The organism is Candidatus Mancarchaeum acidiphilum (genome assembly GCF_002214165.1).
GTDB classification, from domain to species: domain Archaea; phylum Micrarchaeota; class Micrarchaeia; order Micrarchaeales; family Micrarchaeaceae; genus Mancarchaeum; species Mancarchaeum acidiphilum.
In genome coordinates this window covers 417690-430293 of the sequence record NZ_CP019964.1, presented here as the reverse complement: position 1 = coordinate 430293, position 12604 = coordinate 417690, and the positions used below count along the sequence as shown (strand labels likewise).

Here is a 12604-nt window from a genome sequence, read left to right as displayed (position 1 = left end):
TATGATAGACGAGACAAAAGAATGGAGGGCCTATGCGGATAGGCTCGGATTCCCTAAAACACAAGATGCCGAAAAAGACTATTTACAGGAGCTTATGCTATATCAAATATTCAATAGGTCAACAAATATAATATTTAGAGGAGGAACGGCAATATCCAAATTGTATGGCTCTGGAAGGTTTTCAGAGGACCTTGATTTCATATTACAAAATCCTACTGAAGTTGAGGTTATCAAAAAATTAATAAATAGGGCAATAAAAGGCATTAACTTACAGTACAACGCAAATTTCAAAGTTGAAAAATACAAGAATATGTTAAAATACACGATTAAAATAAAGGGCCCTTTATATGCAATATCCAATAATCCGCAATCAGTGCAAACATTGGGTTTAGATATGAATCTATTTGAAAGACCTATGATGGATGTTAAGCATATGCCAAGGATGCCTATATATTCTGATATACCTTCCTATATAATCAATTCGCTCGATGTTAACGAGCTGTTGGCGGACAAGATAAAAGCATTGATGGAGAGAACGGAGCCGGTAGCTAGGGATATGTACGATTCGTGGATACTGTGCAGGAAATACGATACCAAGCCAAATCTTGAACTTGTCGGCAAAAAGATGCAACTTTATGGCAGGACAGATAATGAAGAATTTTCATTAGAGAGATTGAAAGAGAAAATAGAGATTGTAGGAAAGGTGTGGGATTCTGAAATGTCCAGGCTGGTAAGGAACCCGCCAGATTACAACGAAGTCAAAAGCTACCTGCTAGCGCTTTTAAAATAATAATGTTTTAAATTAAAATATTAATTAATTATTTAATATTATTTAATAATTATAAAATAATTAAAAGTTAGTAATAATAAGAAATATTAAAGAAAAGGCCTGATACAGTTATCGTTTCGGATATATTGGAAGAGTGCACCAAACATGGAGATAGATTTCTTATTAAGGAAATAGGACAAAACGAATTCATTGATACAGGTAACTTATGCATCGTCAATCGATGAGATTAAAGAAAGGGAAACCAATTCATTGGTAAAAGCCAGCATTGAGCAGAATTGTGGAAATTTAATTATAATAAAATGATATATAGAGGATACAACAAGCATAAAAAGGAAAATAAAGTTAGTCCCAATATGGAAATGGCTAATAGAGGACTATAAAAGTTTGGAATTTCAGTTGTAATCATCTTCAAAATAAAAATAACCTATTAAGATTCATATTGTAACTACTTTTATTTCTATATCAGTTGCTTTGCTTTTAAGGTATTTGTCAAAAGTTAATAAAGGAGCATTTTCCAATTTACTCAATGCTGCGTATAATGCATCATAAATTGTTATTTTATTATCTACCGCAATTTTCATAGCTAAAGAGGCTAATGTAGCTGTATTTACAACGGTTAAGGTATTCCATAAGAGCATCAGATCTGATAATAATTTATATTGATTGATGTTATTTTGGCTTTTTAAGCTGGAATACTTCCATATGACATTTAAAGATTCGGCCAAAGCGATATCTGGTGTATAAATAGGTTCACTTTTCTTTGCTTCTGATACAACTTTTTTCCTTACAAAATCAGATTCAGATTCATTTATAATTAGTTTTACAATTGCAGAGGCATCCAATACCATCATCTGGAATCACGATATTTTCTTATTATTCTAGTGCTATTTAGTGTCACTTTCCTATTTTTTGCTCTTTTAGAGATTTCTGGAAGTAAGGCATATAATTCAAGAGACCTTGTTTTTGCCTCTAAGTAATCCCTAATCTCTTTACTGATATTTATGTTTGCTTTATTCATGGCAATTTTTACTTTTTTAGGCACTCTCACTGTTATAATTGCAGTATCCTCTGTCATTTGCTCACGGTATTATGTATACCAAAAATATATTTATGTATTACGTATGTATACATTAAGTAGATCATCTGCTTATTCTAAATTGGAAGAACAATAGATTTCCAAAATGTTGGAAAATCTTTAATAAAGCCCTTAGTTATTAAAGAAACCTTTAACAAGAACATCAGTTATTAAAGAAAATTGAGAAAATCTTTAATAAATGCAATACTTATTAAAGGAAATACTTAAAAACTTTAATAAAAAAGAAAGATTTTAAAGGTTTTATTTTAAAAGTTAAATGATAAAATGGATATTGAAGAATTTAAAAATCCTTCTGGCAAGCTTCTTCCCGATAGTGCTAATCAATATTATACATTCGTACCTGATAATCTTCCAGTAAAGATAGATTACGATAATGAACTATTGAGATTACTATCGGAGGCCAGCACTTGGCTTGGTAGATTGGATGGTGCGGGAATTGAGCTAAATAAGGTATTGCACAATAATGTAAACCTGTTCATAAGGCCGCAGCTTGAAAACGAGGCTGTTGAAAGCTCAAGGATAGAAGGCACTTTGAGCAACCTTGATGACATGTTCAAGGAGCAGGCAGGCCAAAAGATATTGGACGAAGAGAAAAGGAATGACATATTGGAAGTTAGGAATTATATAAAAGCCCAGGAAATAGGAATAAACCTTATGAACGAGCAAATACCTATAGATTTGCAGCTGATAACCAAACTGCATTCAATACTGCTGCAGCATGTCAGGGGTGAGAAAGCAAAGCCAGGATCTATAAGGGAAGTGCAGAACTATATTTCGCATTATCAAAACGCTATAGGCATAGAGTACGCAACCTACATACCGCCACCTCCAGAGAGGGTAAAAGAGCTGCTTGCCAATATGCTTGATTATATGGATAGCAGCAATGATCCCATATTGGTTAAAATTGCACTTATGCACTACCAATTTGAAGCGATACATCCATTTTTGGATGGCAATGGAAGGATAGGCAGGCTTTTGCTGATACTTTACCTGATAAAGAATAAGGCCTTAAAGCTCCCATTATTATATATGAGCGATTACTTTGAGAAGAACAGAAGTGCATATTATTCGCTTCTCAGGGATATAAGCAAAAATTCAACTTATTCAGAATGGCTAAAATTCTTTTTAATCGGAGCGATATCGCAATCTAAAATAGTATTGGACAAGATAAGCAAATTAAGCCAGTATTATAATGAGAAAGGCAAGGATATAGAAGAAAAGTACAGCAAGTCAACATATGTACTTTTTCAGCAGCTGTTCGCTTCCTATATCATAAGTGCAAATACGACATCACACATACTAAATGTTACCTATCCAACTGCAAAAAGAGCTATTGATAACCTTATCAAGGAAGGTGTAATACAGCCATTAGAAACAGGCAAGGCAAGGAATCAGCTGTTTGTTGCAAAAGGGATAAGGGAGATATATAAAGAACAATATAAATAGTTGCTGTATTTGAATCTGTAAATAATACCCTATCTAATATTGAGTTTGCATTAGGATAGGAGGCGAATAATCCTGCAAAGCTTGCTTTTTTGGCATCTTCTACTGTAGCTGAACTCCTTACTATAACAGGGAATTTCATACCGTAACTGAACCATTTCAGGTATTCATTAAGTTTATCGAAGAACTCTTTTGGCAATTTCCCGTTTTTCTTCCAATACCTATATACTTCTGTGGTTATGGCAAATCCCACTACAGTATTATAATGAGCATGAGAAAGTTTCATAAGGTTATAGGCCTTTCCTCCAACCTCATTTGGTTCAGCATAACTGTTCAAAGGCTTGATGTAGTCTATATTTTCAGAGGCATTAAGCTTGCCCATTTTATCAATCCTTTATTTTTATAAATTACAAATTTATTTACATATACCGTTAGAGAATATAAAAATTCTTCAAGGTTAAAATTAATAAACTTTTATATAATATATTAATGTTCTCTATGAAAAGCCAATACATAATTTCTGAAGGGGCCCTGAATCCCAATATTGTTGGCGGAAAAGGATACTCATTGCTAAAGCTTAAGAAAGAAGGCATAAGAGTACCGGAATTTTTTATACTAAATGCAAACGCATTTGATTCCTATATAAAAGCTAACCAAAGATCTAAAACAAATATAGAATTGCCAAAGGAAATAATTAATGAAGTAATGGAATCATATTCTAAATACATAAAGAAGGGAAAGGTCGCAGTCAGGAGTTCGGCAACGGTGGAGGATTCATCAAAATACAGTTATGCAGGAAAGTTCAAAACGGATCTTTTCGTAACCAAAGGGAATTTGCCAAAATCCGTAAAAGATGTTTACGCATCCCTTTACAGGATAAAAGATTTTGGATACAGCAGCGAACATCCAAAGATGGCAGTAGTGATACAGAAGCAGATAGACTCGGAGAAATCGGGTGTCCTTTTCGTAACCAAAGATGCTGTAATAATAAATGCGATAATAGGCCAAGGAGAGAGGTTTGTCTCCGGAAAGGAAGTTGGAGACTTGTATAAAATAGATTTAACCAAAAAGAAATCAACTCCAGGCATAACCGTGAATTTCCAGTTGTATGCCAACGTCAAAGGACACGATAGGAAGCTGCCTATGGAGGTTTCCTATTCCAGGAAATTGCTCAGCAGCGAGATACACAAGCTTGTAAAAGAAGCCATAAAGATATACAGGATATTCAATTCCCCGCAAGATGTTGAATGGTGCATAAAAGGAAACGATATTTTTATCCTGCAGTCAAGGCCGATAACATCCGATTTGCCTAAGCTTAAGTTTGAGGATAATATGGGCGATATACCTGTATCTGCCGGGATAGGCAAAGGCATTCCGTGGGAAGATATAAGGAACATACCCGAAAGCCCTGTTATAATTATAAAGGAGGAAGTGGAATTAGGCGATATCAAATACTTGGATAATAAGAATGTGGCAGGCATAATCTCAAGGTATGATGGGATGCTGTCCCATGTGAGCATACTCGCAAGGGAGCTTAAAATACCGTACATTACAGGAGTGAATGATTTTGGCAAGCTGCTTAATTCAAAAGAGGTATATATGGATGGCAGCACAGGAGTGATCAAGGTGAAAGGCAATGATGGAAGGCTTGCCCAAATAATGAATACAGCCCCCAGAACATTCAAATGGATCCACAAGGGCATAAAGAACATAGAATACCTTAATGAAGCTAATGGTTTGATTAGGAGATCAGGCAGATTTGCAATATTGTATTTGGATGACGACAGAAGTATCGAAGAGGCATTTAATAAAGGCTTACCGAATCTTATAAAACTATCCGGACCCTCAGATGTTTATACCTCATATTGGCTGCTATTCAGGAGCATCAATGCGAAGGTCGATGGCATAAAGCGTTTCAAGGAAGCATTCGTCAAGGCATTGGACGAAAGAAATTCCGCCAAATTTAGGTCAGCTTACAATGAAGCAAAGAGCAATATGGCCAAGCATTATGAAAGTGCCAAGGCATCATATAGCAATTACAAGAGGTCTAAGGATTTAAGCGAGCTCATCAATACGTATATAGATTCGGTAAAGGCTTACATCTTCTTCAATGCCATAAGGAACTCCGCATTTGATTATGCGGAATACATCTTTGGCAGGGAGATGAGTGCTAGATCCGGCTTAATATCCGATGCGGAGTTGTACAATGGTTTTAGCGATACGGGCAAAGGCAAGCTAATAGGCCTTAGGAAGGAGCTAATCTCAATGCTCGATGATATAAGCAATGCAGCGGATGAAAACGCAGATTATTCAATGATGGATCTCGAAGAGCAGGCAGCGTCGGAATTAAAGAAAAAAATAGGGAATAAAAAGTACGGGGAGATAACAAAATCTAATTTTGGTTGAAAGCCCTTAGAAGGAAATTCGCGACGAAATTCTGCTAGGCGGAGCATACCTCGTCCGAAATTCCGGGGTGCTCCAAATATCTATAATTATATATGAAAAATAAATGTAAATATGCTATTTCAGACAGCTAAATAAAATTTTGTAAATAATAAACAAAGAGATTTAAATGAGTTTTATAAATGTAACTATTATGTAACTAATTAATACATATTTATATTTAAATATGCATATATATAAATATTAGTGATTAATATGTCAGAAAATGAAACAATGGAAAAATTAACACATTCTCCTACATTAAACACAGTTCTGATGGTAGAATCCGTTATAAAAAACTCAGAAAATTCAATTATTACAATACCAGAAATAAAGCGTTTACTGCCAAAACAGGTAAATCATAGAACCCTTATGGTTATCCTTGAATATCTTGAAGAAAGTGGAAAGATTTTAGTAACGATAAAAGGAATAACATGGATACACAATTCGAATAAGAAACTACAGGATTCTATTAAAAATGGCCCTGAATTATGAAACCTATAAAGGTTATTCTTTCTCCTGAAGCAGAGGCAGCTTATAAAGAACTTAATAAACTGGCAAAAAATTCCAAAATAGATAAAAGCATACTTAATTCAATAAAAAAGAAAATAGATTTGATTAAAATAAACCCCCATTATGGAGATCCTATAGCCAAGAAACTTATACCTAAAGAGTATGCTATAAAATATGATATTACAAATTTATTTCGCATTGAGCTATCTAATTTTTGGCGTATGCTATATACTCTTACAGATGATCAAACAGAAGTAATTGTAATTGCATTTATACTTGATATAATAGATCATGATGAATATGATAAAAAGTTTGGGTATAATAGGAAATAAGGATTTGTAATCTACATTTGATTCTTTAAAGTATATTTCTGATAAGAAAATGAGTGGTAAATCAAGATTAATATCGGATGCTGGATGACATAAGCAATGCTGCAGATGAAGATACTAATTTTAAATCTTCATTATCTGTTGGCTTTTGCCCCAGAGTCAAAATAAATGATAGATCCTTTAGTTATTTTTCATTATTGTTCATTATAATTGCTGAACTTTTTATACAAAATGCTTGATGGTAGCTGCAAAGCCCGCTTTATCCATATGTCACAAGCCAATAATGATAAGCCTTTATGGAATTAGCAAAAAGGCATCCTGCTGCAATAGATATGTACTTGCATAGCCCAGCTTAACCTTTATAAGTACTAAGATAAAGCTTTATAGGCCGCAATGCCGCCTACCCTATGCCTGCTTAAGGAATTGCACCGGAAGCTAAAGTACAACCGGAATCATGTATTGTATATAGCATAGAGGATAAAATTGGAAGCTTGTTGCCAAGCGTATTTGAAAGGGAGATTTGCAGCAGTTATCAGGTTTGAAGATTGGAACAATAGCCAATGCTTCATTTAGTGTGCTACAAAATGCTATATGTTAAATTACTTGAATAAGCAATTACTAAAATTTATTATATAAAAAAATAATGATATATATTAAAGCATTATGTTTCAATATATTGCAGCGAGATTATGAAAGAACATCCAGAAGGATGGAACTTTACAAAATCAACTTCATCTACACCTGCAGTCACTTATTATCTGTTGACATCTCCACAGAATCTTTATTCTTCCTTATATGATAATACAGGTATCTCAATGAGTAGTAGACCGTTAGACATATCCATGCAAGGAACGGCAGGGCAGTATAACGGGCAACTTGGAGAGCTTCCTCTTGGTTCATCAAATGAAGGAATAAGAAAGGCAATAATGCAATCACCATTAACACTATATACAAATACAACTCAAACTTCCTCATCTGGTGTTACACCCTTGCAATATTTAGGAGATATCGTCTCCACAGTAGGTAGCCTCGTAAGACCATTCACCACAATACTTAATCCTGGAACTCCAGGTGGTGCTCCATTGGCAGGAGGCTCCTTCCCTTCTAATTATCCTTTTAAACGAACAAATATAAATAAGTTAATAAGAATTATTCAACTTGTATACTTAAATTAATAAAAGAATGAAAGACTAAAGTATAGCTAAACAGCAGGCTTTATGTAGATAATCTTTGATTAAAGCAAGTTTGTCTTTTCTGGTGCAGACTATACGCTGCTTTTTTAAATTATAAATATAAAAAGGTGAAAAGTCCTAATCTATTAGTATACATAAGTGTTTATGAATGTAATTTCCTAAATTTAGGTGACAAACATGGGAATATTAGGAAAGATTATAGGAATTATAATGGTTATGGTAATCGTGTTTTCAATAGTCTATTATTATGATAAACTAATGACTTGTAGTTTAGTTAATAGTGTAAGTCCGGGTGTTGGCAAAGCGTTAGGATGCTCTACACCAACAACAACCAACTCAACAAGTAAAACAGCACCTCCTTCACAAATAATAAATAATTTATTAGGCAATAACCCTAATGCAGAATATAAATCTCAATATGCTTTTGCTGAGAACATAACAAAGAAATATAATGAAACAATAAAGAAATTGATACTTTTCACTGGAAATTCCTCAAATAAAGCAATAGAAATGAGTGCAGAAGAAGAATTTTCAGTTCAAGGGTCAAGTGTTTATGTTATAAAATATGGTGGTTTCTATGTTCCAACATATGAAAATATTTCAGATGAGTATTTTAATGGTTCAAGTTATTTACCATCACTTCTTGGTAAAGTCGTTTATGTTGAATTTGTAGATTCTAATTATAATAACAGTACATTACAAATTCCATATAAAGTCCAATCAGAAACAATAGATAGAGCAGATGTATCGTGGTATTTAACTCAAGCAACCGGAATACCAAATTCTACTGCAATAAACATTCTTGATGCAAACAATACAATATTTAATAAAGGCATCTCTGGAGTAATTGGTATATATTATAATGGCACAGAAATTCTGTTCCCTGCTCGTTAATTATTATTTTGGATTTTTATCATACTCATAAAATACATATCCATTAACAGAAGATGATGATGGATATAATGCTGTTATTGTATATCCATTTTGAAACGGATTTTCAAGACTTGACCCATCATCGGCTATAAGCGGGTTGTTGGTGAAACGATCTGGGCTATTATAAAGATTATAATAAGTGTAATTTACTGGTTGGTCTCCAGGTACTTCATCATAAGACGGTGTATCTATAATTTTTGTTTCGGTATATTCTACAGGCGAATCGGTTACTATAAATGTGGATGATTCGCTTTTAACGTTGAACCAGTCCACGTTTAATATGGAGTGACCTTTGCCAGTTATGTTAAGGTCAAGATCTGGATCATAACAACTAACGTTATAAACATTATCTTTTATTCCAGAACCCGCATTTTCTAAGGAGCTATTTAATGTGCTATATGAAGCATTATAATATCCGCCATCGCAATAGCCGCTATAATTAGCATTTCCTCCGACATATATAGGTATGTAATAACTATAATTTAATACTATGTTTTGTGGGGAAAATACGTATAGAGTTGAATTTAATGTTTGATAAGCGGTATTTGGGGTTGGCGGTGTTGCGCTGTTTGGGGTTTCTAGTATTGATGAGGGCGGAGGATATACCTCGTGGTAAGACATTCCCTGATAGAAATGAACGCCAAAATTACATATTGCACCTGAATGGCAATCTTCATCAGTCAGATTCAATGAAGAGGAAAATAAAATTATATCTGATATGATAAACGATATATTGTTGCCAAAAATAAAAAATAAGATCGAATTTAAATAAAATTTCTCTTTTTTATTCTTACTTTATGAGAATTAGATTGAATTAAGAGGATATACCAAAATGATTTAAAAATTATCTCTAAAAATCTATCTAAATGATATAGAAGTATATCATAAAAATTCTTCTAGAGGTACCTGATTCTTATTTTTCTCATATTTATTTATAAATTTATAACACACTTTGTGAAATTTTTTAATTTTTTCATTTACATCTAATCTGTATTTTCCATTAGTAAATGTAATAAATTCCTTAAAATCTTCGTCCATTATTAGTTTATCCAATATATTTTTTATACGACCTATTAAACTTTTTTGACCCTCCTGTGAATAATAATTATACATAGAAGGTAAGAGTTCTTTTAGAAGGTCGTATGGTTTAAAGTCATAACCAGTTTTTGTCGTAAAGTGTTGAATTATATCTTCTAAAATTATTTCTTCATTATCATCCACTGTGAATGGGATAAAACTTCTAGGAAAATCATTCGGAATTTTTAGATTACTAAATATTTCATTTAGCTCCTCCATTTTAAATTTACAAGAGTTTTGTGAAAAGTATACAGAGTTATTACCTAATATGAGTAATGGAAATCTATCTATAGAATCTTCTAAACTTATATTAAGTTTTTGCTCCTTATCCGTCATTCCAATATACGATATATCAAAGTCAAATTCATTAGAAGCTAACTCTATTGTATGGCTACGTTTTATATCATCCTTAGTAAGAAGTTTGTATCTATCAAGTTGATCTTTTGATGCACTACCATATTTGCATTCAAAAAATAATAAATACTCGTTATTTTTATTTATTTCTATATCGGGAGCAACTTCCTTTGCAGAAGAATTCTGTTTGTTTTGAGGTAATATAAATCTTGGTTCTAACATATCTAAATGAAAACCCTTATCATAAAGAACGTGTGGAAATTTTGGGGTTTTAGTTGATAGGTCGACTATCAAATTTATAATAATAGTACTTTTAGATAAATTGTTCATCATCATAACCCTTTAATTTTATTTGTGAATCAAAAAAAAGTTGAAGATTTGTAAATAATCTAACTATAACGTTACCACAACTATTTTCAGATAAAAATATGCGCATATAATTTGGAGTTATCTCTAAGGTAAACTTATCAAAAGTATGCAAATCCACAGCTAAAACCCTTACGAAATCCTTTTCTAAATATTGTGGAATTCCCCAAAGTCTAAATGGTTTCTTAGTAGAAAAAATCCTATCTATAAATAAGTTAAGATCTTCTATTTCTTTATTAAATTCTATTAAACTATACATACCATCAATTTTTATTCCACTTTCATTTCCGCTAAATTTTATCCTATACTCATTTTCTAGTCTATTTATAATATTAAAATATTTATTTTTTACAGAATCTAATGTATTAAAATGATTAATTATTGAATCTCCCTTGTTTAATGTAAAACTACCCTTATAACCAATTGATTCTTTAACAAAGCCAGAATCAGAATTAAATGTTTGCTTAATCTGTGTTAAAGTTACATTAGATATTAATGGATTTCCCTTTTGCCTTAAACTATCTAGGACTTCTTTTGCTCCGCCACCAAATAGAAGCATAGAAAATTCTTTAACACTGTTTTCTTCATTTTTCTCTTTTTTTGTTAAGAATTCGTTCCTAAATTTTATATTAAATCCTTCACTCTTTCCAAAACCTACTTTTTTTTCAAGAAAATTGGAGGAATACCAACAAAAATCAAGCTTACTTTTATTATGATTAACTAGATCATTTATAATTTTTTTTGTATTATTAGAATCTATATTCGTATGTAAATACCAAAACCTGGGATCTGAACAATCCAAATAACTTATTCCCTGATTATTACTTATTTTTGTTTTTATCAATTTTAAATTCCGATCTTTTGTTGGAATAAGATTTATATTTTCAGGCCAAATAACATCTTCAGGTTTTGGATTATTAGATTCAATTATATAAGTTTTGATTTTTTTATCATTTGTTTTCTGAGATTTATTATCGTAATTTTCGATTTCATCTGTATATTTTACTAAATAATTTTGCATTTCTTCTTTCATTTCTTTAAGAGTCTCTACTTTACTCAACCCAAAATTCACCAAAACCATCTTTTTATTAATTTATATATAATCATATTCTTATTAGTTATTATTATTATAATTCTTAAGTTGTTGAATTCTTAAATGTTTATTTTCTGATACTAAAATCCATAGTTATTGGTAGACTTATTAAAACGTATAAATCGTATATTGGATAAAGAGGATATATTAAAATATCTTAATGAAGTTCAGAATGGATAGAGATATATTAGTTCATGATTCAGATGAGGAAAGAAAAAGGATGTTTAAAGCTGAAACCAATCATTCTTGGACAGTCATAAAGATAATTTTATAGGATTTACTTAGCATAAATATTAAAAATACAGATAAAATAATTAAAAGTTAATTTTCTTATTTTGCACATAAATTAAGTAAATTAGTCACTCTTTCAGGTAAAATCCCCTTATTATCATATATAAATTTAATAAGTTCATCTCTGTTTAATATATGAAAATTTTTATTTTCTTTCAAAAATTCATCCAATTCTGTATTGTTTAGTTCTTTTTTGTCATTATAATAATGACTTCCTTCAGAAAATAAATAATATTCATTTTTATCAGTATAATCCTTTAAATTTATTCCTGATTTACCTGTTTTTACCTGAATAAATGCGCGTTTTGTTTTTCCATTATCCTCTTTTACAGATTGTATTCATATTTTGGGGTATTTGGTCCTCTTGTTGATGGTATTATATAATAGCCACATTTCTTTTGTAAATAAATCCCTATTATATCTTCATAATCCCATGTTGAAATTAATTTTGATATATCCATACCTTTTAATTCAAGATTATATTTACTAAGATTTTCGCCATTATTTTTAGACCATAAATATTCAGATAATATTTTAGTTTCTTCTTCTTCTGCTTGTATCATGTATTTCTTTTTTCCACGACCAAGGCTCTTTATTACCTCTAAAGGAATATTATCTATTTCTTCACCGATTTTAATCCAATTACATTTCTTTACATTATGTATATCAAATCCAGTACCTTCT

At 31.6% G+C, this 12604-nt stretch carries 14 protein-coding genes; 7 read left to right on the top strand and 7 right to left on the bottom strand.

What is annotated here, in order from left to right:
• Nucleotide 1: 1 nt before the first annotated feature.
• On the top strand, nucleotides 2–790 hold the full coding sequence (locus Mia14_RS02305; protein ID WP_088819997.1) for a nucleotidyl transferase AbiEii/AbiGii toxin family protein: 789 nt from the start codon (nucleotides 2–4) through the stop codon (nucleotides 788–790).
• Between the two features lie 434 nt (nucleotides 791–1224).
• Here Mia14_RS02305 and Mia14_RS02300 read toward each other — a convergent pair whose 3' ends face one another.
• The gene (locus Mia14_RS02300; RefSeq protein WP_088819996.1) at nucleotides 1225–1641 is read right to left on the bottom strand and encodes a type II toxin-antitoxin system VapC family toxin; all 417 of its coding nucleotides are present in this window, start codon (nucleotides 1639–1641) and stop codon (nucleotides 1225–1227) included.
• The gene (locus Mia14_RS02295; protein ID WP_088819994.1) at nucleotides 1638–1865 is read right to left on the bottom strand and encodes a hypothetical protein; all 228 of its coding nucleotides are present in this window, start codon (nucleotides 1863–1865) and stop codon (nucleotides 1638–1640) included. The genes Mia14_RS02300 and Mia14_RS02295 overlap by 4 nt, the downstream gene beginning before the upstream one ends.
• Nucleotides 1866–2150: 285 nt before the next feature.
• Between Mia14_RS02295 and Mia14_RS02290 the strand changes: the two genes are divergently transcribed.
• The gene (locus Mia14_RS02290; protein ID WP_088819992.1) at nucleotides 2151–3332 is read left to right on the top strand and encodes a Fic family protein; all 1182 of its coding nucleotides are present in this window, start codon (nucleotides 2151–2153) and stop codon (nucleotides 3330–3332) included.
• Here the strand turns inward: Mia14_RS02290 and Mia14_RS02285 are convergent.
• Nucleotides 3232–3711, bottom strand: coding sequence for a PEP/pyruvate-binding domain-containing protein (locus Mia14_RS02285; RefSeq protein WP_088819990.1), 480 nt, complete (start codon nucleotides 3709–3711; stop codon nucleotides 3232–3234). The two genes, Mia14_RS02290 and Mia14_RS02285, sit on opposite strands and share 101 nt — an antisense overlap.
• A 116-nt stretch (nucleotides 3712–3827) precedes the next feature.
• Between Mia14_RS02285 and Mia14_RS02280 the strand changes: the two genes are divergently transcribed.
• The 5 genes from Mia14_RS02280 (at nucleotide 3828) to Mia14_RS02260 (ending at nucleotide 8700) form a co-directional block, all read left to right on the top strand.
• On the top strand, nucleotides 3828–5735 hold the full coding sequence (locus tag Mia14_RS02280; RefSeq protein ID WP_198539395.1) for a PEP/pyruvate-binding domain-containing protein: 1908 nt from the start codon (nucleotides 3828–3830) through the stop codon (nucleotides 5733–5735).
• A gap of 252 nt (nucleotides 5736–5987) precedes the next feature.
• Nucleotides 5988–6266, top strand: a complete 279-nt coding sequence (locus tag Mia14_RS02275; protein WP_088819987.1) for a hypothetical protein — start codon at nucleotides 5988–5990, stop codon at nucleotides 6264–6266.
• Nucleotides 6263–6616 (top strand): type II toxin-antitoxin system RelE/ParE family toxin, encoded by a 354-nt coding sequence (locus Mia14_RS02270; protein ID WP_088819985.1) that lies wholly within the window; start codon nucleotides 6263–6265, stop codon nucleotides 6614–6616. Before Mia14_RS02275 ends, Mia14_RS02270 begins: the two co-directional genes overlap by 4 nt.
• Before the next feature lie 686 nt (nucleotides 6617–7302).
• On the top strand, nucleotides 7303–7788 hold the full coding sequence (locus Mia14_RS02265; RefSeq protein ID WP_124216881.1) for a hypothetical protein: 486 nt from the start codon (nucleotides 7303–7305) through the stop codon (nucleotides 7786–7788).
• A 195-nt stretch (nucleotides 7789–7983) separates the two neighbouring features.
• Nucleotides 7984–8700 carry a hypothetical protein gene (locus Mia14_RS02260; protein WP_088819982.1) on the top strand — a complete coding sequence of 239 codons (717 nt, stop codon included), beginning with the start codon at nucleotides 7984–7986 and terminating at the stop codon, nucleotides 8698–8700.
• A gap of 3 nt (nucleotides 8701–8703) precedes the next feature.
• Here the strand turns inward: Mia14_RS02260 and Mia14_RS02255 are convergent, their stop codons facing one another.
• From Mia14_RS02255 to Mia14_RS02240, 4 genes are all read right to left on the bottom strand, one after another.
• Complete coding sequence (locus Mia14_RS02255) at nucleotides 8704–9360, bottom strand: hypothetical protein (RefSeq protein WP_088819980.1); 657 nt, start codon at nucleotides 9358–9360, stop codon at nucleotides 8704–8706.
• Nucleotides 9361–9621: 261 nt separating this feature from the next.
• Nucleotides 9622–10506, bottom strand: a complete 885-nt coding sequence (locus tag Mia14_RS02250) for a hypothetical protein (protein ID WP_198539393.1) — start codon at nucleotides 10504–10506, stop codon at nucleotides 9622–9624.
• The gene (locus tag Mia14_RS02245; RefSeq protein WP_124216879.1) at nucleotides 10484–11596 is read right to left on the bottom strand and encodes a hypothetical protein; all 1113 of its coding nucleotides are present in this window, start codon (nucleotides 11594–11596) and stop codon (nucleotides 10484–10486) included. The genes Mia14_RS02250 and Mia14_RS02245 overlap by 23 nt, the downstream gene beginning before the upstream one ends.
• Before the next feature lie 650 nt (nucleotides 11597–12246).
• Nucleotides 12247–12483, bottom strand: a complete 237-nt coding sequence (locus Mia14_RS02240; RefSeq protein WP_088819974.1) for a hypothetical protein — start codon at nucleotides 12481–12483, stop codon at nucleotides 12247–12249.
• Nucleotides 12484–12604: the final 121 nt, after the last annotated feature.

What these genes read in the sequence shown, in the direction of transcription:
- Mia14_RS02270 (WP_088819985.1), top strand. Translation starts at nt 6,263, where the DNA reads ATGAAACCTATAAAGGTTATTCTTTCTCCTGAAGCAGAGGCAGCTTAT.
- Mia14_RS02260 (WP_088819982.1), top strand. Translation starts at nt 7,984, where the DNA reads ATGGGAATATTAGGAAAGATTATAGGAATTATAATGGTTATGGTAATC.
- Mia14_RS02295 (WP_088819994.1), bottom strand. Translation starts at nt 1,865, where the DNA reads ATGACAGAGGATACTGCAATTATAACAGTGAGAGTGCCTAAAAAAGTA.
- Mia14_RS02240 (WP_088819974.1), bottom strand. Translation starts at nt 12,483, where the DNA reads ATGATACAAGCAGAAGAAGAAGAAACTAAAATATTATCTGAATATTTA.
- Mia14_RS02280 (WP_198539395.1), top strand. Translation starts at nt 3,828, where the DNA reads ATGAAAAGCCAATACATAATTTCTGAAGGGGCCCTGAATCCCAATATT.
- Mia14_RS02275 (WP_088819987.1), top strand. Translation starts at nt 5,988, where the DNA reads ATGTCAGAAAATGAAACAATGGAAAAATTAACACATTCTCCTACATTA.
- Mia14_RS02300 (WP_088819996.1), bottom strand. Translation starts at nt 1,641, where the DNA reads ATGATGGTATTGGATGCCTCTGCAATTGTAAAACTAATTATAAATGAA.
- Mia14_RS02255 (WP_088819980.1), bottom strand. Translation starts at nt 9,360, where the DNA reads ATGTCTTACCACGAGGTATATCCTCCGCCCTCATCAATACTAGAAACC.
- Mia14_RS02250 (WP_198539393.1), bottom strand. Translation starts at nt 10,506, where the DNA reads ATGATGATGAACAATTTATCTAAAAGTACTATTATTATAAATTTGATA.
- Mia14_RS02290 (WP_088819992.1), top strand. Translation starts at nt 2,151, where the DNA reads ATGGATATTGAAGAATTTAAAAATCCTTCTGGCAAGCTTCTTCCCGAT.
- Mia14_RS02285 (WP_088819990.1), bottom strand. Translation starts at nt 3,711, where the DNA reads ATGGGCAAGCTTAATGCCTCTGAAAATATAGACTACATCAAGCCTTTG.
- Mia14_RS02305 (WP_088819997.1), top strand. Translation starts at nt 2, where the DNA reads ATGATAGACGAGACAAAAGAATGGAGGGCCTATGCGGATAGGCTCGGA.
- Mia14_RS02265 (WP_124216881.1), top strand. Translation starts at nt 7,303, where the DNA reads ATGAAAGAACATCCAGAAGGATGGAACTTTACAAAATCAACTTCATCT.